The 21,088-nt window shown below is 44.2% G+C and carries 18 protein-coding genes; 17 read left to right on the top strand and 1 reads right to left on the bottom strand.

The features are described from left to right. Positions 1-273: 273 nt before the first annotated feature. Genes HMPREF2955_RS00180 through HMPREF2955_RS00170 form a run of 3 tightly spaced genes read left to right on the top strand, consistent with a single transcriptional unit; the run spans position 274 to position 2,115 of the window. Positions 274-1,125, top strand: a complete 852-nt coding sequence (locus tag HMPREF2955_RS00180; RefSeq protein WP_070719840.1) for an AraC family transcriptional regulator — start codon at positions 274-276, stop codon at positions 1,123-1,125. Between the two features lie 7 nt (positions 1,126-1,132). Further along, positions 1,133-1,615: a hypothetical protein gene (locus tag HMPREF2955_RS00175; RefSeq protein WP_070719838.1), complete on the top strand. Its 483-nt coding sequence runs from the start codon at positions 1,133-1,135 to the stop codon at positions 1,613-1,615. A 14-nt stretch (positions 1,616-1,629) separates the two neighbouring features. Next, positions 1,630-2,115: a hypothetical protein gene (locus tag HMPREF2955_RS00170; protein ID WP_070719836.1), complete on the top strand. Its 486-nt coding sequence runs from the start codon at positions 1,630-1,632 to the stop codon at positions 2,113-2,115. A gap of 221 nt (positions 2,116-2,336) precedes the next feature. Here HMPREF2955_RS00170 and HMPREF2955_RS00165 read toward each other — a convergent pair whose 3' ends face one another. Further along, positions 2,337-4,772, bottom strand: a complete 2,436-nt coding sequence (locus HMPREF2955_RS00165; RefSeq protein WP_070719844.1) for a C10 family peptidase — start codon at positions 4,770-4,772, stop codon at positions 2,337-2,339. Between the two features lie 1,746 nt (positions 4,773-6,518). On the opposite strand from HMPREF2955_RS00165, the gene HMPREF2955_RS00160 reads away from it, so the two are divergent. From HMPREF2955_RS00160 to hisS, 14 genes are all read left to right on the top strand, one after another. Beyond that, a complete protein-coding gene (locus HMPREF2955_RS00160; protein WP_044077622.1) occupies positions 6,519-6,845 on the top strand; it encodes a hypothetical protein in 327 nt (108 codons plus the stop codon). 134 nt (positions 6,846-6,979) lie between these two features. After that, positions 6,980-7,843, top strand: coding sequence for a sigma-70 family RNA polymerase sigma factor (locus HMPREF2955_RS00155; protein ID WP_009229565.1), 864 nt, complete (start codon positions 6,980-6,982; stop codon positions 7,841-7,843). Between the two features lie 96 nt (positions 7,844-7,939). Beyond that, entirely contained in the window at positions 7,940-8,344 is a 405-nt protein-coding gene (locus tag HMPREF2955_RS00150) for a hypothetical protein (protein WP_009229566.1), read from the top strand. A gap of 137 nt (positions 8,345-8,481) precedes the next feature. Then, positions 8,482-9,363 carry a hypothetical protein gene (locus HMPREF2955_RS00145; RefSeq protein WP_009229567.1) on the top strand — a complete coding sequence of 294 codons (882 nt, stop codon included), beginning with the start codon at positions 8,482-8,484 and terminating at the stop codon, positions 9,361-9,363. After that, a complete protein-coding gene (locus HMPREF2955_RS00140) occupies positions 9,339-9,824 on the top strand; it encodes a S24/S26 family peptidase (protein WP_070719834.1) in 486 nt (161 codons plus the stop codon). Before HMPREF2955_RS00145 ends, HMPREF2955_RS00140 begins: the two co-directional genes overlap by 25 nt. Before the next feature lie 42 nt (positions 9,825-9,866). Then, a complete protein-coding gene (locus HMPREF2955_RS00135; RefSeq protein WP_070719832.1) occupies positions 9,867-10,136 on the top strand; it encodes a PqqD family protein in 270 nt (89 codons plus the stop codon). 270 nt (positions 10,137-10,406) lie between these two features. Then, positions 10,407-11,540, top strand: coding sequence for a hypothetical protein (locus HMPREF2955_RS00130; protein WP_070719830.1), 1,134 nt, complete (start codon positions 10,407-10,409; stop codon positions 11,538-11,540). 657 nt (positions 11,541-12,197) lie between these two features. Beyond that, a complete protein-coding gene (rho, locus tag HMPREF2955_RS00125) occupies positions 12,198-14,237 on the top strand; it encodes a transcription termination factor Rho (protein ID WP_070719842.1) in 2,040 nt (679 codons plus the stop codon). A gap of 399 nt (positions 14,238-14,636) precedes the next feature. Then, on the top strand, positions 14,637-15,050 hold the full coding sequence (locus tag HMPREF2955_RS00120; protein WP_009229572.1) for a helix-turn-helix domain-containing protein: 414 nt from the start codon (positions 14,637-14,639) through the stop codon (positions 15,048-15,050). A gap of 68 nt (positions 15,051-15,118) precedes the next feature. Next, positions 15,119-17,077 (top strand): dipeptidyl-peptidase 3 family protein, encoded by a 1,959-nt coding sequence (locus HMPREF2955_RS00115; protein ID WP_070719828.1) that lies wholly within the window; start codon positions 15,119-15,121, stop codon positions 17,075-17,077. A 139-nt stretch (positions 17,078-17,216) separates the two neighbouring features. Then, positions 17,217-17,831, top strand: a complete 615-nt coding sequence (locus tag HMPREF2955_RS00110) for a DNA alkylation repair protein (protein ID WP_070719825.1) — start codon at positions 17,217-17,219, stop codon at positions 17,829-17,831. A gap of 122 nt (positions 17,832-17,953) precedes the next feature. Continuing rightward, positions 17,954-18,400: a Fur family transcriptional regulator gene (locus HMPREF2955_RS00105; RefSeq protein ID WP_044077627.1), complete on the top strand. Its 447-nt coding sequence runs from the start codon at positions 17,954-17,956 to the stop codon at positions 18,398-18,400. A 37-nt stretch (positions 18,401-18,437) separates the two neighbouring features. Continuing rightward, positions 18,438-19,715 carry an adenylosuccinate synthase gene (locus HMPREF2955_RS00100; protein ID WP_070719823.1) on the top strand — a complete coding sequence of 426 codons (1,278 nt, stop codon included), beginning with the start codon at positions 18,438-18,440 and terminating at the stop codon, positions 19,713-19,715. After that, complete coding sequence (hisS, locus tag HMPREF2955_RS00095) at positions 19,715-21,085, top strand: histidine--tRNA ligase (protein WP_070719821.1); 1,371 nt, start codon at positions 19,715-19,717, stop codon at positions 21,083-21,085. Before HMPREF2955_RS00100 ends, hisS begins: the two co-directional genes overlap by 1 nt. Positions 21,086-21,088 lie beyond the last annotated feature (3 nt).

The raw sequence follows: 21,088 nt of genomic DNA, 5'->3' as shown, positions 1-21,088 counted from the left end.
ATACAGATTGGTCAATACCGCTGAATAGTTACCGCGTTCTTCCTTCATCCACTTTGTTTCTCTTAAATTCTACCGTGAATCGCTATTATTTCCAGAGTTAGCCGTACAGTGGTTGATGTGGCAAACGTGTGGGTTATTAGTGTTGAACTTGTTGAGATCTTCTATTTCTTTCCTAGGAGATGTCTTAAAACGAATGTGTAAATTAGCAAGGTAGGAAAAGCGAACTTGCGAAATGCGTTGTAACTTTGCCGTCATAATAAACCTCATGTGCGTATGAAGACCATCACCCATAATAGTTACATACAAAGTATCAATAAGGCGAGCCATTACATCGCCACACATCTTGACGAAACGATAGACGTGAAGACGTTGGCACGCGTGGCCAATCTGTCCGACTTTCACTTCTGCCGTATCTTCAAAGCCATAAAAGGCGAACCGCCTATCGCTTTTATCGCGCGACTGCGGATAGAAACAGCCGCCCAGCTGTTGCGTTACTCGTCGCTTGCGGTAGAAGAAATTGCCTACAACATCGGTTACGAAAGTCCTGCCTCGCTTTCAAAAGCCTTCAAAAGCCGATATGGCATCACGCCTACACAATATAGAACGGACAAAAACAGATACATCATGAAGAGAGAAACGATCAACGAAAACTTGGCTCTTAAAGCACCAAAATTGGTAATACAGGAAGACAAAAGCCTTATCTACGTGTCGCTGATGGGCGAATATGGTTCGCTGAACTACGATGATGCCTACCAACGTTTGTGGCACGTAGTGAAAGAGCAGAAACTTTTCACAAAAGGAATCGAAACTCTTTGCATTTCGCACGACGACCCGAAGGTTACCGAAGCGAACCAACAGCGTAGCGATGTATGTCTAGTCATACACAAACCAGCTAAACCGCAAGACGGAGTTAGTTGCAAGACGCTTGCTGGTGGAAAATACGCCATGTTTGCGTATCAAGGCCCTTACGACAACCTCGCTGCCGTGTACGATTCGGCTATGCGTTGGCTTGTTAATAGTGAATATGAGCTGCGTGACGAACCTATGTTCGAGAAATATCTGAACAACTGTCAACGAACTTCCGCAGAGAAATTGAAAACCGAAGTGTATATTCCCATACGTTAATTGCCTTATGGATGGAACAAAAGCAAGAAATACTGTTGGTGTAGCCCTAGCTGCAGCCTTATTGTTGCTCACCCTACTTGGTTCGGGCTATTTTATATTCACGTTGAAAGTTGGTTTTGTCCAGTGGCTCGCTTTCAATGCCTGTTCGCCTACAAGTTTAGTCTACCTTGTTTGTGTGACAATCTTTTGGTTGAAAGGCAATACAGCCTTACTTCCATTCGCCCTGTTACCGATGTATTATTTCGGAACGATGGGGCTTTTTACCTTCACTTGGAGTGGTGCAAACGTCTTTGCACAGTTATCGCACATCACCATGACCCTCAATATAGTTTGGGCAACCTACATGCTCTATCGCATTGGCGACTATAAGGACACTGCAAAAGGTTTGTTTTGGGGCATCGTGGTGTTTGTTCCCTACATCTCCTCTGTGATGTATTATTGTCGAACTCATGCCGCTGAAATCGGTAGTCTGCTGCAAATGGTAGAATAAAAACTTAGCATCTTATGGTAAACGGAAAAGGAAAAGACACAATGAAGACAGGTTGTAAGGAATGTTATGCCGACAATAATCGGGCTACACCTTTGCTTAACCCCGAAGATTGTTTGCATCATCATCGCCAATATGTGTGCAACAGCTGTGGCAGATGCATCTGTGCAGACGTAGATGCAAAGGGGAGGTTTCGTGCCAAGTTCCCTTTTAAGTCGCTTGATGTAGCCATTTTGTATCTGCGAGCAGCCGAAGTGGTTTGGCAAAAGCCTTGCGAAATCTACGAAATAGAGAACGATAAGGGGAGAAAAGAATACAAGATATTCCCCTCGGAGTTGGAGTTGAACAGTTATTTGCACAACAATAAGCATAAACGATGCACCTCAACACAACCTTTGTTTGTGTCTCCTAGATACACGGCTTGCACTTCCCAGCAGCTGCGTATGCTAACAAAGGATGAGATCGAGACGTATTTGAAGGAACGTTACTCGCAGTACGAGTAAATGGTTACCCAGAAATAGATCTTAAAACGATACCAACTCATTTCCCTTCGTTCTGCAAATTCAATGCTTTAGTGCAACAATTTACCATGCACTTACGAAACTTTTTCCTTGCAACCATATTTCATTGAGATATAATTACATCAAAAGGTTGCCTTTATGCGTATAAAGACAACCTTTTTAGTATCATTTCTTCTGCGCTTAAAAGTGAGGCAAACTACGGCTTATTTCTTCATCACTTTCTTGCCGTCTACAATATAGATGCCTGCTGGAAGGGTTTCCCAAGCCTGCGTTTGCCGCACTCCTTCAATGTTAAAGATACGCTTTGGCGCTTTGTCATCTGCTTCGAGCGAGTCGATTGCAGTAGTCTTCAAATCGTCAACCGTGTAGAACACATTGCGCTTTGCATTAGGATTCCAAACGTCTTCACGCTTTCCACCTCGTTCAATTTCAAGATGTATTTCGTAAGAGCGGTTGGGTTTCAACATCGATGCGTTAAAAGTAACACGTGTTTTGCTTGCATCGTTTGGCTTTTCACAAGGCAGATAAACATTATTTGCAGAGCCTAAATCAATCCATTTGTTTTCTGTCAGGTCGAGCAAACGATAATAAATGCGCCCACGATAACCTTCTCTGATTTGATATCCGGCCACCCTGGCATGCACTTGTAAACCTATTTCTTTTATCTTGTTCAGCTGGAAGGTGCTGTAATTGGCGTTAGCACCATCTACTAAGAAGTCTACAAAATTAAATTCAATCGTTCCTTGGTGGGGATCGGGCAACACTTCTATTTCAAAAGACTCTTTCATTGTAATGGGAACAATATATTCCGAATTCTTTTTCTTAACCTTTATAGATAGGGTTACACTGTATTTACCAGTTTTTAATTTGCCGAAATCGCCAGGATTATTATATAATGCCTGCATGTTGATGGTGAAAGAGGTGTGCCCAAGACGTTGTGCAACAACGTTAGGGGTAAGTAAAAAGGCATTATAAACCTTATTGGTTTCAAGGCTTTTAAGCGTCATCACCAAGTCGCCACGCACTTCTTCTCGCCCTGGGTTATACATGGTGAAACTAAAAGCGCCCATCTTGCCCGAGTCTTCATAGAAAGGAGCAAGCACACTTGGCCTCTTTTCAATGGTAACAACATTTTGGGGGTTGTTGGTGTTGATGCGAACAGCGTTTGTTGTGAGTTCAACTTCCATTTCATTGGCGTGGTTAATGGGTTTCCACTCGCCGTTTTTCTTAGTCTGTTCATCAAGCATTTCAGAGAAGACGGGCACCAAACGATAGTGTCCATTGGGTAAACCTTCAAAGCTAATGTTAGCCAAATCAAAATTCATAGCGGTGAAAATAGATGCCCAAACTAGGTTGTCGCTGGCAGAGTTAAATATTTTCACCCGTTCGTTCTTGTGGTTATAAAGTGCCAGTGCAACCTTACCAGTAAACACACCCAGCTTTCCTTTAACAGGACTATATGAGCCTAACTTTTTAATTGAAGCGCTCAATTTCTCTGTTCGTGTTGCTTCTGTTTTGCTAATGGTGAATGCAGTGGTGGTGCGAGCATCCAATCCACGTTCTATTTCCTTAAAAGGAACAGCCTTACCATCATTGGGATGGGCAAAAACAACAGACATGTCATCCCAAAACGTGCCACTAAGCGCAAAGCCCGTAACATTCAAATAAACGGTGTTTATATCAAAATAACCATCGTTTAGTCCTTCCCATCCCCAGTTGGTATGTAGAAAACCCCGCTCATCATAGCCGTCGTAAACAAAGGCATGTGGACCTCCGCAAACCAAAACAGGATAGCCGTTGGATATTTCTTGCATCACTTCTTTGAGGAATTCGTTAGCAGGCAAGAAGTCTTTATCAATGAAACGTACCGTATAATCAAACTTATCTCGAAGTGCATTGCACGCATATTGCAAGTTTGAGTCGCTCCCTTTGTGGTAATACCTCATGTTTACGGCTTTGCCAATGTCGCGCATCAGCACGCCAACAGCTTGCCTGGAGCGTTCTGAAAACATCTTGTTAGAGGTGTCTTTCATATCACCCCACCAATAAGTAGGACTCTTCCTGGCTTCGTCGCCCTCTTTTTTAACATAGCCTGTGGGACGTTTTTTGGGCCATTTGTGGTGGTACATCACTTGTGCTGTTGCAGTTGCTACACAGCCCGTTGGTGTTGTTTTGCCATCAACTTTAAGCGTGTACTTGTTATAAGGAAAATACTGGCTCCACTTACAAGTAAGCAATGGCTCCACCTTTCGCTTGATGGGCATCTGCGTTGTAGGTGTTTGTACGTTGTTTTTGCGTACGGCTTTCACCACACGTTCATAATCGTTTAAAAACTTTTTGAAGTAGGGTGGCTGCTCGTCGCTATTCTTCGACATGTTATCTCCATAGCCAACCAATTCGTTTAGTTTGCTTTCTCCTGATATGATGACGAACTTTTTATCGCTCGGGCTTGTGAAGATATAATATGCAGGTTGCTCGTTGGCTTGTGCAGAGCGCGTTACAGGCGTGTTCTTCGATAATGTTGGGTTGTTGATGTACTTCGATGCTATATTCAAAGCTTGTCCTTTTGTTATTGGGTTTGCATTCGAAAGCGCAGCAGTCGATAACATTGTAAGTGCTATAAACAATGTCTTTTTCATCTGTTTGTTCATTTTAATATTAATTATTTTGGCTTGTTATATGATAATGATACATTAAATTACGCATGTTTGGGCTTATGCTTAAAGACGGCAAGGTGCTATTTGTTTTGTTTAGGCAGACGAATGAGAAGTATAAAACCTCCTGTCACGCCTAAGGCAAGCATTGATTTGTCAACTTCTTCCTTGCGCGTTGCCTCATAAGCACTGTTCACCTTTGTGCTTTTTTAAGAAACGATGCAAAAGTAACATTATTTATTTTAACTTACAAATTCACATTCGTTAAATGTCAAAAACATTTCATTTTTAACAGTAAGACGAGGGAATATAGGGGATTTCTGGTTTAAAACAGACGAAGGAGTGTTCGCTCACAAGCTCATTCCTTGCTTCTTAGCACTCCTTCCTTTTCGATTATAATAAAAACGTATAGAACGGAGTTGGCTTGACTTGTAGTTTGTTTATAAATTGTGTGGAGATTGTTATCTTTGTGATGTCGACACAAAATAAACATTCCCCTTCATATACGAAGTGCAGGATAAATCAACTCACTTGCTTATAAACTCACGAAAAAACAGCTACTCACGAATGAATCAAAACACAAACTCACAAACTTATCAGCTCACAAACACCCAAACTCACAAGCTTATCAACTCACAAACTCACAAGCCTATCAACACACAAACTTAAACCCATCAACTCATCAACTCAAAAACTCACCAACTCAAAAACTTAAATTCTTATCTTTTATTTTACAAAGTCCTTCCAATTTTCGCTCAGTTCTAGCGAAAATATAGGTTAAAAAGTAGGTAAACAGCCACAATTTCTGGACTTTCACGTCTTCCAACATGTCCGTTTTTAAGAAAAAACCTGCTTTTTGCACCATTTTGCCTTTCTAGTTTGATTGCAATCTCGTAATTTTTCAAGGCCAAATACCCGCCTTTAGCCCCCAAAAAGCTACTTTTTAACGACTATTTCGCCCTTTTCAGTCATGTTTTTAATGGTTCGAAGAGGCTATATTTATACCATAGCAGTGCATTTTTATGCTTGTCGTCTAGCATTTAGCAGCATTTTACACTGCATTTAGCAGCATTTTGCCTCGCGTTTTGCAGCAAAACGCATTGCATTTAGCGGCATATTGTACTGCATTTAGCGGCAAAACGCACTGCATTTTGCTGCAAATAGCACCCAAAACTGGTGCAAATGGCGGTTGTTTAAATAAAAATTCATTTTTCCGCATTCAACAGTTAGCCCCTTCTTGCATCAAAACCAAACCTCGCGAGAATCGATTATTTGCGACAAAGTGGGCGGTTGCGGACAAAAAGGGCACTCATAATGTTAAAATATCTACCAAAAACTAGACAAAACTGCTCATGCCGTATATACGTGTATGGGCAAGCCATACAAAGCATGTACGCTTACGACCGCCATTGCGCGCGGTAGCAAGGTATGCTGCTCATGGCCAAAAGGAACAACATCAGGTAAACGCAACATAAAGATGACCTCGTAGACAATATATAGAAGCTGAACTGCGTTATAGCCAAAAATGTTCAAAAGGCGCAAAAGCTGTTGCAAGAAAGATGGAGCAATTTCCTCAAACAGCGGTTGATAGGAACTGTATCCAATGTAATTGAATGTCAGGGTCCGCCAATTTAGACTAATAAAACAGACAAGAGATGAGAAAACCATAGGCAGATTGCTTGTTTACCTCAAGCCCCTCCTTAGCCAGTATTCACGAAAAAATCCATAATCATGACTATAATAAAATATATAATACTTAGTGTAGTTATACTAGCGATGCTTTTATTCTTCTTTATAACAAGTAAAAGGGAGAAAAACTTAACTCAAAGGGGAGAAGACATCGTAGAAAAAATAGAGCTTTTTAGAAAGGAAAATCACCGCTTACCCAAAGATTTAAATGAAATAGGTATTCTAGAAGAGGAGAATTCAAATGCACTTTATTATGATATAAGAAATGATACTAGTTATACTGTTTCATTTATGATGTCTATAGATTATAATAGGACATACTATTCCGATACAAAACAATGGGAAGATGGATATCGGGAAATTAAGTAAAAGTCATGACGACCTCGAAATAGCATGTTCGGGCACAAACGAAGATGTATCGTATTAAACAAAAAAAAGCAAAAACATTTGGGGATGTGCCTTAAAGTCGTTAAATTTGCATTCAAGCATAAAAGTAACGCTTAATGAGACAGCTGAAAATCACGAAATCGATAACGAACAGGGAGAGTGACTCGCTGGACAAATACCTACAAGAGATAGGCCACGAGGAGCTAATTTCTGTAGAAGAGGAAGTTGAATTGGCACAACGCATCAAAAAAGGCGACAGAAAAGCCTTGGAGAAGCTAACCAAAGCCAACTTGCGGTTTGTTGTGTCTGTTGCCAAACAGTACCAAAACCAAGGGCTAAGCCTGCAAGACCTCATCAACGAGGGCAATGTGGGCTTGATAAAAGCTGCCGAAAAATTCGATGAGACTCGCGGTTTCAAGTTCATCTCGTATGCTGTGTGGTGGATTAGGCAAAGCATCTTGCAGGCCATTGCCGAACAAAGCCGCATTGTTCGCTTGCCATTGAACCAAGTAGGGTCGGTAAACAAAATCAACAAGATACTTAGCAAGTTCGAACAAGAGAACGAACGTAGGCCAAGCATCAACGAAATAGCCGAAAAAACCGACTTGCCCGAAGACAAAATTGAAGACGCCATCAAGGTTACAGGCCGACATATCTCGGTGGACGCACCTTTTGTGGACGGCGAAGACAACAGTTTGCTAGACTTGCTAGCCAATACCGACACGCCAACGGTTGACAACGAATTGGTGAAAGAGTCGCTGCGTGCCGAAATTGCAGATGCGTTGCAGTACCTCAACGAGCGCGAACGCAATGTTATCGAGGCCTTCTTCGGTATCAACCAAATGGAAATGACGCTCGAAGAGATTGGCGACAAGTATGGCTTAACCCGCGAAAGGGTAAGGCAGATAAAGGAGAAAGCCATAAGAAGATTAAGAAACAACACCAAAAACAAGATGCTCAAGACCTATCTTGGGCAGTAAAAAATGGGTGTACAAGCGATACAGCACTTGGAGAGAAAGCCCTTGTTGCTGAGCAAAATGAAGAGTAAAGGCGGATTTTCGCCATATAATAAGGAGATGATACAATTTAAAAGATACGTTTTAGTAGCAATGATTTTGCTTGCCGTAGGCGCAACTGCCTCGGCTAAATTGGTTCAAACCAAGGTGTACATGTTTGGGATGGCAGCATCATTCAATGATTCCACAGCCTATTTCACCGATGTTCAAGAGGTCGACGCTTGGATTAACGACAAAGGGAAGTTCTTGTATAGTCGCGAGAACTACTCTTATCAACTACGCGACTACCTTCAATCGCAAGGCTTTGCCAATGCCACCTGTATCACTTGCTTTGCCTTTTCGCGCAAGAAAGCCGAGAAAAAGTACGCCACTCTATTGAAGAAAAGCGCTGCAAGGGGCGATGCCAACGTACGCTATCTCAAAGAATCAGAGTTTAAATACGACGCCATTGTGCCCGAAAAGTAAGGATAGCTAGGCAGCATAAGCCGCCAAACATGGGTGAGCGGCACAAAGACAAGGGGTGGCAACCATGCCTCTTAAGGCCGTGTCACCTTTTCTGCCAATCGCACAGAAACGTACTCACACGGAGAACAACATCATTGATGACTCATTATTTTAACATCGCCGAACACGATATTAGCGTCGTTTTCGAGGACGCGACGCCAATAGACGGGTCGCTCATACAGTCGTTAGAGCCTTTCAGAGTTGAAAGTACACCCAAAGACCTGCTTTTGCAACTCATCGTAACCAACGACTTGGAGCCTTTTTCGCCAGAAGATACCGAACTGATAAGGGATATAGACACCGGTAACGGCATGACCCTCGTAGACATTTTGCCCTCGGGGGGGTATCAATTTCACATCCGCAACCTGCAAGGCAAGCTCTGTTGTTTGCTCCATACCAACAAAGACTTTTCGCTTTGTCGCTGCAAATTGGAAGGCAACTATTCCATGCGCTACTTCGGTTTGAACAATGCGCTGATGCTTACCTACGCTTTTGCAGGGTCGTTTAGGCAAACTTTACTTATCCATGCCTCGCTCGTGAGGCACGAAAACCGCGGGTATGCCTTCACAGCCAAGAGCGGAACAGGTAAAAGTACGCATGTTAGTCTTTGGCTACGTTACATTCCCAACTGCGATTTAATGAACGACGACAATCCTATTGTACGCGTCATTGATGGCAAACCCTACATCTATGGTAGTCCTTGGAGCGGCAAGACACCCTGCTATCGCAACGTGAAAGCCGAACTGGGAGCCATTTCGCGCATCGACCGCGCAAAGGTTAACAGCGTAGAACGGCTTAGACCCATCGAGGCTTTTGCCTCATTGCTGCCCTCGTGTTCTACGATGAAATGGGATAAAGAGGTGTTTAACAACACGTGCGACACCATAACAAAGATTATAGAGACAACGGGCATTTACACCATTCACTGCCTGCCCAACAAAGATGCAGCCTTGTTATGCCAACAAACCATAGCGAAATAAGAGAATTGCAGTTTGAAAATGCCCTTTTCCTACCCCAAGTGGCCAAATTCTTAGAAGAAGGACACACGGTAACAATTGGGTTAAAGGGATATAGTATGCGGCCTTTTCTAGAGCATAATCGCGACAAGGCCCTGCTAAGCAAGCCCACAACAATACAAAAAGGCGATGCCGTACTGGCAGAAATCTCCCCTGGGGTGTTTGTTCTTCACCGCATAATCAAAATTGAGGGCGACGACATAACCCTGCGCGGAGACGGCAACCTAGCCACCGAACAATGCAAACGAGCCGATGTAAGGGGATTTGTTTTGGGCTTTTACCGAAAAGGAAGACAAACATTAGATAAGACCAACAGTGTTAAATGGCGTGTATATTCAGCCTTATGGACAGGCTTGTTTCCGTTACGCAGATACTTGTTGGCTTTTTACACAAAAATTTGGATGCGCTTGTTCGGACCTATTTAAACCACAACACGAAAGTAACGCATTCATAACATACATACATTTATGAAAAAGAAAGTAGGATTTAAATTGCGCTCTATCTGTGGTGAGCAAGTTATTGTGGCCGAAGGCAAAGAGAACATCGATTTCAGCAAGATTATCAGCATGAACGAAACGTCGGCTTACCTTTGGGAAACGGTTGAAGGCAAAGAATTTACGGCCGATACTTTGGCTAAGCTACTGACAGAACAATACGACGTTCAGTACAATGTTGCCTTTAACGATTGCCTCGAACTCATCGTTAAGTGGGAAGAGGCAGGCATTATCGAGCAATAACTTGACATAATATGCCCAGCCATTTCAGGCATAGCCCCATACTGGATTAAGTCATAAACTTTACCAGCACATGGTGCCAACATGCCTATGGTAAAGGCCTTTTTGTGGCCTTCGTAGCCCCTTCGAGCCGTGTCCAGATAATCTAGACACGGCTCGAAGGGGTTATGTTACGTCTTCATTCAACACCATTGCATAATGGTTTTATCGTTCGCCCCATGTTCTCTTTACCCGATTTTATCGTATCTTTGCAGTATAAATCAAGTAACAACGATGACACTACATATCTTCAACCCCGATCACGACTTGGTGTTGGCTGCTGGCAACGACCATTTCACCCCTCCCAAAGCTGCTCGCGACCTGTACGCCGATTTGGGATTTCTACCTGCACTATGGGCTAAAACTGGCGACTTGGTGCTTGTTGCCGATGCAGAGGCAGCATGCGAACGTCTTCGACACATAAAGGGAAGAACCAAAGGCGTGCAACTTGTAGACCGCAACACGCTGCAAAGGGTGCTTGCCAGCGGCACAATTACGTCCAACCAACTGGATATTGCCCCTTGGGGATGGGACAAAAACGTAAAAGAATTGCTTGCTGGCATTGGCGTTAGCGAAGATGTTCTGCCCTCGGACAGATGGTTGGAAGATGTAAGGACCATCAGCTCGCGGCAATGGATGTCGCAAAATATATTGCCCGAACTGGTATCCAGATTAAACAACCTTTACCCCAGCAAGTTTATTGGCACTTCTTTTGTGGTACAATCAATGGCTCAATTGCACACGCTCTTGCAAGAACATGCCCTTGTGGTGGTAAAGGCACCGTGGAGTAGTAGTGGCAGGGGCATACGTTATATTGAGAATAAGCCCGACCCTTCCACCGAGGGATGGTGCGCCAACACTATCGAAAAACAAGGTTGCATAACTTTCGAGCCCTATTATAATAAGATACGCGACTTCGGCATGGAGTTTAATGCCAATGCCGACGGCAGTATAGACTATCTGGGCTTGTCTATCTTCAAGACGTCTAAACGCACATACACGGGCAGTTTGCTTGCTACCGAAGACACGAAATTAGAGTACCTCTCGCAGTATATAGACGTTTCGATACTGAAAGCTGTTTCCGAGACGATAACAACAATGCTATCGGCTTTGTTGTTAAACAAGTATGTTGGGCCATTGGGCATAGACATGATGCTTGTTAAGCAAGAAGGGACGAACAACTTGGCCATTCATCCTTGTGTGGAAATCAATTTGCGCCGCACAATGGGCCATGTAGCCTTATCTTTATCGCCATCGCCGCTAGAACCGCAACGACTAATGAGCATCGACCATAGTCGTGGCGCATACCACCTAAGATTACATACCCTTAGCGATGGGCTGTTGAATACAAGTATAGTGCGTTTGTAAAGGGCTTTGCGCAAAGGATGTCTATTGTAAAACGAATTGTTGAATACAAGTATAGCTCGTTTGTAAACAGCAGATGCTGCTCATAACATGCAAGGTTAAGGCATTACGTCAAAAATGGTAAAGCCATTTGGACGTAATGTCTTATTGGTGTTTACCAAAACTCCATGACGCATAGCCTCCCTTATCAAAAAAGCTTGGCCACAAGGTTAATGTGAGTTCTTACTAGCAAATATGCCATCCTTGTTAGCAGTGTTAGATAAATCCCATTCAAATAGCTGTATGATAATATTGTTGTTTCCTTGCGCATGGCTTTTGAATTTGGTTCTTGATCTTTTATATATAAAGATACTCTTTTTCAGTGAGTTGTGCAGTTCTAAGAGCCTTTTTTATTTCTTACGTTAATGTATGCTTATGATTCAGCACTTGCGAAAGTTTAGTAAAGATATTAAAAGTGAGGACGACTTCGTTGTCAAGCACCTGCAAAAATGCATTCAAAAGCCCATTTTCGACTTAAAATATATTAACAGCACAACTTTTTCGCAAAAAACGCTTGTGGAATGATTTATTTCCAGTAATTTTGCACTGAATTTCGAAGTGTTTCTATTCTTGAAACGCTTTTATTACAATCAACAACTTATTGCATTAAGATATACAGATATGTATAGCAAAGAAGAACTATTATCAAAAAAAATGTCTGAATTGGAGGACATTGCAAAAACACTTGGTGCCGAATACGATGGTGACAACCTTGAAGAAATGGTGTATTCGATACTAGACAAGCAGGCTATTGACGAGGGAACGAAGAATCCCTTGGGTCAAAAGAAAAAAAGAACGAGAATTGTTAAGAAAGACACAGATAGAGTATATTCGGTAAAAGGGAAAGACGGAGAGAACTTTGATGTGAAAAACAACAAGGTAACATCTAGCGAACAACCATCTTTGTTTAAAGAAGCGGAGGAGACTGCAACTGAAACGCAGGCCCAAGAAAGTGAAGAACCCGCTAAGCCTAAGAAAAGGGGAAGAAAATCGAAGAAGGAAAAAGAGGCTGAAGCTGCTGCCGCTGCCGAAGCAGAACGTCTGGCACAGGAGGCCGAAGAACAACAGAAAGAAGAAGACGGGGGGGAGAGTGCGTCTGAACAGGTGGCTGCCGAGCCTGACGAAAATACTCAAGCCGAACCCGACGGCCATATACAAGCCGACCCGCAGGAGGTTATTGACGAACAAGCGGAGACGGAGCCCACAAACGAAGTGCCAGTGCCTGAGGCCAGTTTCTTGCCAGAGGCTACCGACATGGGAGAAAACCAAGATGCTCCCGACAGTGGATTGTTGGCACAATTGCAAGCCAAAATAAATGCTCGCAATGAGGGGCCAAACGATAGGCCCGACCCGATAAGGGAAGGATGTTGGGAAGGAGACCCAGGGGATGGAACAGATTTCATCACTGTTGTTGACTTGCCAATCGAAGATCAGGGTGCGTTGCCCAACTACGACATGTTCGACAATCCCACCAATGGGATGCCTAATGCTGGCTATCAGCAGCCGGAGCCAATGCAACCAGCACCGCCTGCTTACGATTTCTCTGACTTGATAACGGCAGACGGCGTGCTTGAAATCATGCCCGACGGCTATGGTTTCTTGCGGTCGAGCGATTACAACTATCTTTCTTCGCCCGACGATGTATATGTTTCGACACAGCAAGTGAAGAAATATGGCTTGAAAACGGGCGATGTAGTGCAGAGTAGGGTGCGCCCGCCACGCGAGGGGGAGAAGTATTTCCCACTGACAAGCATCGACATGATTAATGGTAGGGCACCAGATGAAATACGAGATCGCGTTCCCTTCGAGCATCTTACGCCGCTGTTCCCCGACGAGAAGTTCAATCTTTGTGGTAATCCTGCCACGACAAACCTTTCAACGCGCATCGTAGACTTGTTTTCGCCCATAGGAAAAGGACAACGTGCACTTATCGTGGCACAACCCAAGACGGGTAAAACCATCTTGATGAAGAACATCGCCAATGCCATTGCAGCCAATCATCCAGAGGCATATCTTATGATGCTGCTCATTGACGAGCGTCCAGAGGAAGTTACGGACATGGCTAGAACGGTGAATGCAGAGGTTATTGCCTCCACATTCGATGAACCAGCAGAACGACATGTTAAGATTGCAGGCATTGTGCTTGAAAAGGCAAAGCGTTTGGTTGAGTCGGGACATGACGTGGTTATCTTCTTAGACTCTATCACACGCCTGGCCAGAGCATACAACACCGTTAGTCCTGCAAGTGGTAAAGTGCTTACGGGTGGTGTGGATGCCAACGCCCTTCAAAAGCCCAAACGTTTCTTCGGTGCAGCTAGAAATGTGGAAAATGGTGGTTCGCTTACCATCATCGCCACGGCACTTATCGACACGGGTAGCAAGATGGACGAAGTGATATTCGAAGAGTTTAAGGGTACGGGTAACATGGAATTGCAACTCGACCGCTCGCTGAGCAACAAGCGAATATTCCCAGCCGTGAACCTTGTTGCTTCAAGTACACGCCGCGACGACCTCTTGCAAGACAGAACAACCCTCGACAGGATGTGGGTGTTGCGCAAATACATATCAGACATGAACCCGATAGAGGCCATGAATTCTATTCACGACCGCTTAAACGTAACCAAAGACAACGACGAGTTCTTGTTATCAATGAATGCTTGATGTGGAGTGGGGCGCGAGCCTCGCTCTGTTGTGACGAAAGGCGAATGCGAGAAACGACCCGCCTGTAATGGGTGCAGTTCGGTGGGCAACGTTAGGTAAGATAAAGAAAAGGTTTTTCTTACAGTATTTTTTTCGCAAAACTTTCGTGGTGAAACAATATGCTCGTGGTTTTTGAAAGGAAATGGAGTGGGGCGTGTCAACATAGATGAACCCCATCTGTAAACAAGGCCAAACATCGCAAAATAATAAAAAAGCCATCTTGATTTAGCAAATAACACATAAAAATTGGCCAATAAGAGCAATTTTAAAAACGAAACATCAAAAAAAAGTAACATTCTTGTTGTATTAATAAAATAATGATTATATTTGCACCATCAGTAGGCATTTAGTTTTTATAGTATGGTACAGTTAGTAGAAACAAAAGGTAAAAAGAGAGATTCGCAAATCTTCATCAATCCCCAATTGATGGGTACGTTGGCAAAGAACATTTGTCAGGAGATTTCTGTAAATCAAAAGTACAAGGACAAAACTTACTCTGCAAAACAACTTGCAAAGGATTTAGGAACGAATACGAGGTATATCTCGACTGTTATTAACAGGCAGTTCAATACCAACTATACGTCCTTCGTTAACAAGTTCCGCATACAGGAGGCCATGAAGCTGTTGAAAGACAAGCGTAAGGCTCACCTCACCATTGAGGATGTATCGGATGCAGTGGGGTTCTCTACACGTCAGTCGTTCTACACTTCGTTTAAGAGGTTCACGGGAATGACACCAAGGGAATATCGAATATCCCCCGAAAATGACAGGTAAACAATTTTATCTCCACGCAAAGCAAATGCGTGGAGATAATTTTTTTGCACACAAAGAAAGTAATAATCATGAAAGAAACAGGCACATTTAACTATGCCGACGAACGATTTGCCGACTTGCAGATGCTTCGTTACAGGCTACCACAATTTGAAAAACTTTCGCTTCAACAGAAGAAATACATATATTATCTATCGCAAGCCACGCTGTGCGGTAGAGACATCACCACAGACCAATTTGGAAAATATAACCTCCGCATAAGGAAAACACTGGAAACACTCTACACTGAACTCGATGCAAGTGCCGACAAGGATAACTACGATAAATTGGCTTTGTACTTAAAGCGTGTATGGTTTTCTAATGGTATCTATCACCATTATGCCAACGACAAGATACAACCCGACTTCTCGGAGGCTTTCTTTCGTGCTGCGGTTAAGCAGATACCAATAGATAAGTTGCCGATGACGGGTTATAACTCTGTCGAGGAATTGTGCGATGAACTATGTCCAGTGATGTTCAACCCAGAGATATTACCCAAAAGAGTGAATAAAGCAGATGGAGTGGACTTGGTGAGGACTTCGGCTTGCAACTATTATGAAGGTGTAAGTCAACAGGAAGTGGAGGACTTCTACAACGAGAAGAAGGCCGCAGCAGGCGACAACTCGCCGTCGTGGGGCTTGAACACAAAGCTTGTAAAAGGTGATAATGGACTGGAAGAAAAGGTTTGGAAAGAAAATGGCGAGTATGGCGAGGCTATTCGCCACATCATATGTTGGTTGGACAAGGCGAAAAGCGTTGCTGAAAACCAACAACAGCAACGCGTTATCGACTTATTAATAAAGTATTATCGTACAGGCGACCTGCATTTGTTTGACGAATATTCGATTGAATGGCTCAAAGAGCAAGCAGGCAACGTGGATTTTATCAACGGGTTTATCGAAGTTTATGGCGATCCGCTGGGCATTAAGGCCTCGTGGGAGGGCATCGTTGAATATAAGGACTTAGAGGCAACTCGCCGAACACGCCTTATCAGCGACAATGCGCAATGGTTTGAAGACCATTCGCCCATCGACTCGCGATTTAAAAAGGCCGAAGTTCGTGGCGTTACTGCCAACGTTGTGTGTGCGGCAATGCTCGGTGGAGACGAATATCCCACTACGGCTATCGGCATTAACCTGCCCAACGCCGATTGGATTAGGGCGCAACATGGGTCGAAAAGCGTAACAATCAGCAATATCACCGACGCATATAACAAGGCTGCGAAGGGCAATGGCTTTAAAGAAGAGTTCGTTATTGACGAAGATACGCTTGATATAGTGTCTCGTTACGGCGACATCTGCGACGACCTGCATACTGACTTGCACGAATGTTTGGGACACGGCAGTGGTCAATTGCTGCCTGGTGTTAGTCCTGATGCACTGAAAGCCTACGGAAATACCATTGAAGAGGCGCGTGCCGACCTCTTTGGCTTATATTACATGGCCGACGATAAGCTGCAAGAGTTGGGTTTGTTGCCAGATAAAAACGCCTTCCGCTCACTATATTATACGTATATGATGAACGGGTTGATGACCCAATTGACTCGAATTGAACGCGGAAAAGACATCGAGGAGGCACACATGCGCAACAGAGCGCTCATTGCTCATTGGACTCTTGAACATGGAAAAGGTGCTGTTGAGTTGGTAAAGCGCAACGGCAAGACCTATGTTCAGATAAATAACTATGAGCAATTGCGCCGTTTGTTCGGTGAACTTTTGGCCGAGGTGCAACGCATTAAGAGTGAGGGCGACTTTAATGCAGCTCGCAATCTAGTTGAAAATTATGCAGTTAAGGTAGACGACAAGCTACATGCCGAAGTGCTGGAACGTTTTACCAAACTAGACATTGCACCTTATAAGGGCTTTATCAATCCCGTATATAAGCCCATACTGAATAGCGAGGACGAGATTATAGACGTAGAAGTAGATTACTCGGAGGCTTACGACACACAAATGTTACGCTATTCTAGCGAGTTTGGTTTCCTTGTTTAAAAGAACGAAAAGAACGAAAACCTGTTTAACGAACACAAAGGGTAGGGGAATGGAGCTTGTTATTTGAATTCAACAATGGCTCAATCGGTACAAGCAAGACTTTTCCCTATCTCTTCAACATAATAATTTGAGATTAGCAATGAACGAAAATACACATAGCAAGCTGATGGCGATAAAGCAGTCGTTTCGGCTCTTTATGGACGGCACAACTTCGCGTTCCATGGCTCAAAAAGGCATGGGATATAAAATTAATTGGGGCGTTCCGTTCCACGAACTGCGCAAAATGGCCACACCATACGCGCCCAACTACGAACTGGCCATTGAGCTTTGGAAAGAGAACATACGCGAATGCAAGATTATGGCGACCTTGATTATGCCGCCCGAACGTATGTCGCCAGAACTAGCTGATGTATGGACTGAGCAGCCTTTGCAACAAGAAATGGCTGAGATGCTGGCCTTCAACTTGCTACAACACGTTGATTTCGCGCCCGCATTGGCCTATCAGTGGATGGCAAGCGACCGTATGGATCGACAAATATGCGCCTATCAGCTTTTGGCACGCCTTTTTATGAAAGGTAACGAGCCCAATCAGCGTGGCTTAGACGAGTACCTCGACCAGGTTAGCGTTGCTTTGCAAAGCGATAACCTCGGCGTAAGACGCGCAGCTAGTGCTAGCTTGCAGAAGCTCGCCATGCTGGGCGATAGCTACGAACAACGGGTTGACCAGCTGTTGGTGCGCTTGCAAGCACCTTGACGATGTAAGAAACACCAGCCGCCCTTGCACAACCAGAGCCGTCGCAAAGCTACATTTTTGCGATGAAACGCGCGCTTTTCGGATATTTATAGTAACTTTGTAGGGCTGACAAAGAAATGAAAATGAAACAAGACAGCAAAAAGCAGGCTCGAAAAATTCTCGACCAATATCTGGAAACGAACAATTATAGGCGGACGCCTGAGCGTTACGCCATTCTCGATGCGGTGTTTAGCATAAAGGGACATTTCTCACTCGACCAGCTAAGCGAGTACATAAAGAACGAAAACTTCAAGGTTAGCAGGGCCACATTATATAATACGCTGCGGCTGTTCATCAAGTTAAGGCTTGTGGTTAGGCACAGACTGACAGATGGCACCAAGTACGAAGCACGCACAAAGAACGACAATCATTGCCATCAGGTATGCACAATGTGCGGTGCGGTGACAGAGGTGAACCTGCCAGAGATAACAACCACGCTAGAGCAAGTGCGGCTCAAAGGCTTCTGCAGCGATGGTTTTGCGCTTTATCTTTATGGCGTATGCAGTGCATGCCAAAAGAAAATAAAGTGAAGTTTGCTGGAAATTAACAATACACATATTATAATATATGAAGACAGGAAAAGTAGACGTTCTTCTGGGATTACAGTGGGGCGACGAGGGCAAAGGTAAGGTTGTGGACGTGCTAACGCCACAATATGATGTCGTTGCACGCTTTCAAGGCGGTCCCAACGCAGGTCATACGTTAGAGTTTAACGGTCAAAAGTTCGTCTTGCGGAGCATTCCTTCTGGCATATTCCAAGGCGGAAAAACAAACATTATCGGCAATGGCGTGGTGCTTGCACCCGATTTGTTCATGGCTGAGGCAAAAGATTTGGAGAAAAGTGGGCACGACTTGAAGAAATGTCTGCACATATCTAAGCGTGCGCACCTTATCATGCCAACCCATCGTGTGTTGGATGCTGCCTACGAAACACTGAAAGGCGACAAGAAAGTGGGTACCACTGGCAAGGGAATTGGGCCAACTTATACCGATAAAATATCGCGTTCAGGATTGCGTGTGGGTGACATCTTCGAAGGATTTGAAGAAAAATACGCACAGCATAAAGAGCGACACCTCAGCATTCTACGCAGTATGAACTATACGGACTTCGACATTAGCGAAGTAGAAAAGACTTGGATGGAAGGCATTGAGTATATGCGACAGTTCAATATCATTGACAGCGAGTTCGAACTTAACAGCCTTTTAAACGATGGGAAGGCCATTCTTTGCGAAGGCGCACAAGGAACTATGCTCGATGTAGACTTTGGTAGCTATCCATATGTAACCTCTTCGAACACCATTACGGCAGGTGCATGCGCTGGTTTGGGCATTGGTCCTAATAAGATTGGTGATGTTTATGGTATCATGAAAGCCTATTGTACGCGCGTAGGAGCAGGTCCATTCCCCACAGAACTATTCGATGAAACGGGGAAAAAGCTGCGCGACCTGGGTCACGAGTATGGTGCGGTGACGGGTAGAGAACGTAGATGCGGTTGGATTGACCTCGTTGCGCTGCGCTATTCGATTATGATAAATGGCGTAACCCAACTTATCATGATGAAAAGCGACGTGTTAGACACCTTCGAAACCATTAAAGCATGCGTGGCTTACGAGAAGGATGGCCATCGAATAGACCATTTCCCCTTCGACATCGAACACGGAATAACGCCCGTTTACGAAGAACTGAAAGGCTGGCAAACCGACATGACACAGTTTACTAGTGAGGAACAGTTCCCCCAAGCATTCAAGGATTACATCGATTTCTTGGAGAAACAACTGCAAACACCCATCAAAATCATCTCTATCGGACCAGATAGAAGTCAAACAATCGTTAGGAATAAGTAATGAACAAACCATCCATACCCAAAGGAACAAGAGACTTTTCTCCGGCCGAAATGGCCAAACGAAACTATATTTTCGACACCATTAAGGATGTTTACGCCCTTTATGGCTATCAACAGATAGAGACACCCTCCATGGAAACGCTGCAAACGCTCATGGGGAAGTATGGCGAAGAAGGGGATAAGCTATTGTTTAAAATCCTCAATTCTGGCGATTTCATCGGCAAAGTGCCTGCTAACGAGTTTATAAGCGACAATGTGTTGAAACTAGCAGCCAAGATTTGCGAGAAGGGATTGCGCTACGACCTCACTGTTCCCTTTGCTCGCTATGTGGTAATGCATCGCGATGAACTGCAAATGCCGTTCAAGCGCTATCAAATTCAGCCCGTATGGAGAGCCGACCGCCCACAGAAGGGTAGGTATAGGGAGTTTTATCAATGCGACGCCGATGTTGTTGGGTCTGATTCTTTGCTTAACGAAGTGGAACTGGTACAAATCATTGACACGGTATTCACCAAGTTCGGCATCAACGTTCAGATAAAACTGAACAACAGAAAGATACTTGCCGGTATTGCCGAGTATATTGGGCAACCCGACAAAATCGTCGATATCACCGTGGCAATAGACAAGCTCGACAAGATTGGTGTTGAGGCGGTGAATGCCGAAATGTTGGCCAATGGAATTTGTCAAGACGCTGTTGACAAGCTGCAACCCATACTTACCATGTCGGGAACCAACGTCGAGAAACTCGAAACCATTGCACAAGCCATCGCCACATCAGAAATTGGCGTGAAAGGGGTAGAGGAAACGCGTTTTATTTTGGAGAAGATAGAGGCTGTTGGGCTGAAAAACGAATTGCAACTTGACCTTACTTTGGCACGCGGACTAAACTATTACACAGGTGCAATCTTCGAGGTTAAGGCCAAAGACGTGGCCATTGGAAGTATAACCGGTGGTGGTCGTTACGATAATCTTACTGGGATATTCGGCATGCCTGGGCTTAGTGGCGTGGGTATCAGCTTTGGGGCTGACCGTATTTACGATGTGTTGAACACGCTAGACCTTTATCCGCAGAATGCGACACAAGCTACACAGGTGCTATTCATCAACTTTGGCGAGGCCGAATCCGACTATTGCTTGCCGATAGCCAGCCAAGTGCGTGCAGCAGGCATATCAGTTGAGCTTTATCCTGATTGTGCCAAGATGAAAAAGCAAATGGCGTATGCCAACGCCAAGGGCATTCCTTTTGTGGTTTTAGCTGGCGAAAGCGAGATAAATCAAGGAAAAGTTACGCTGAAAAACATGCTCACGGGCGACCAACAGCTAGTTTCGGCCGAAGAATTTATCGCCAAAATCACATCAAAGAACACTTAAACC

This window comes from Prevotella sp. HMSC073D09 (genome assembly GCF_001814145.1).
Lineage (GTDB): Bacteria > Bacteroidota > Bacteroidia > Bacteroidales > Bacteroidaceae > Prevotella > Prevotella conceptionensis.
The sequence above is the reverse complement of the archived record's forward strand: the minus strand, read 5'-3'. Positions and strand labels throughout refer to the sequence as shown.

Excerpts from the sequence above, each read along its gene's own strand:
- HMPREF2955_RS00180 (WP_070719840.1), top strand. The coding sequence starts at position 274 with ATGAAGACCATCACCCATAATAGTTACATACAAAGTATCAATAAGGCG.
- HMPREF2955_RS00175 (WP_070719838.1), top strand. The coding sequence starts at position 1,133 with ATGGATGGAACAAAAGCAAGAAATACTGTTGGTGTAGCCCTAGCTGCA.
- HMPREF2955_RS00170 (WP_070719836.1), top strand. The coding sequence starts at position 1,630 with ATGGTAAACGGAAAAGGAAAAGACACAATGAAGACAGGTTGTAAGGAA.
- HMPREF2955_RS00165 (WP_070719844.1), bottom strand. The coding sequence starts at position 4,772 with ATGAAAAAGACATTGTTTATAGCACTTACAATGTTATCGACTGCTGCG.
- HMPREF2955_RS00160 (WP_044077622.1), top strand. The coding sequence starts at position 6,519 with ATGACTATAATAAAATATATAATACTTAGTGTAGTTATACTAGCGATG.
- HMPREF2955_RS00155 (WP_009229565.1), top strand. The coding sequence starts at position 6,980 with ATGAGACAGCTGAAAATCACGAAATCGATAACGAACAGGGAGAGTGAC.
- HMPREF2955_RS00150 (WP_009229566.1), top strand. The coding sequence starts at position 7,940 with ATGATACAATTTAAAAGATACGTTTTAGTAGCAATGATTTTGCTTGCC.
- HMPREF2955_RS00145 (WP_009229567.1), top strand. The coding sequence starts at position 8,482 with ATGACTCATTATTTTAACATCGCCGAACACGATATTAGCGTCGTTTTC.
- HMPREF2955_RS00140 (WP_070719834.1), top strand. The coding sequence starts at position 9,339 with ATGCCAACAAACCATAGCGAAATAAGAGAATTGCAGTTTGAAAATGCC.
- HMPREF2955_RS00135 (WP_070719832.1), top strand. The coding sequence starts at position 9,867 with ATGAAAAAGAAAGTAGGATTTAAATTGCGCTCTATCTGTGGTGAGCAA.
- HMPREF2955_RS00130 (WP_070719830.1), top strand. The coding sequence starts at position 10,407 with ATGACACTACATATCTTCAACCCCGATCACGACTTGGTGTTGGCTGCT.
- rho (WP_070719842.1), top strand. The coding sequence starts at position 12,198 with ATGTATAGCAAAGAAGAACTATTATCAAAAAAAATGTCTGAATTGGAG.
- HMPREF2955_RS00120 (WP_009229572.1), top strand. The coding sequence starts at position 14,637 with ATGGTACAGTTAGTAGAAACAAAAGGTAAAAAGAGAGATTCGCAAATC.
- HMPREF2955_RS00115 (WP_070719828.1), top strand. The coding sequence starts at position 15,119 with ATGAAAGAAACAGGCACATTTAACTATGCCGACGAACGATTTGCCGAC.
- HMPREF2955_RS00110 (WP_070719825.1), top strand. The coding sequence starts at position 17,217 with ATGAACGAAAATACACATAGCAAGCTGATGGCGATAAAGCAGTCGTTT.
- HMPREF2955_RS00105 (WP_044077627.1), top strand. The coding sequence starts at position 17,954 with ATGAAACAAGACAGCAAAAAGCAGGCTCGAAAAATTCTCGACCAATAT.
- HMPREF2955_RS00100 (WP_070719823.1), top strand. The coding sequence starts at position 18,438 with ATGAAGACAGGAAAAGTAGACGTTCTTCTGGGATTACAGTGGGGCGAC.
- hisS (WP_070719821.1), top strand. The coding sequence starts at position 19,715 with ATGAACAAACCATCCATACCCAAAGGAACAAGAGACTTTTCTCCGGCC.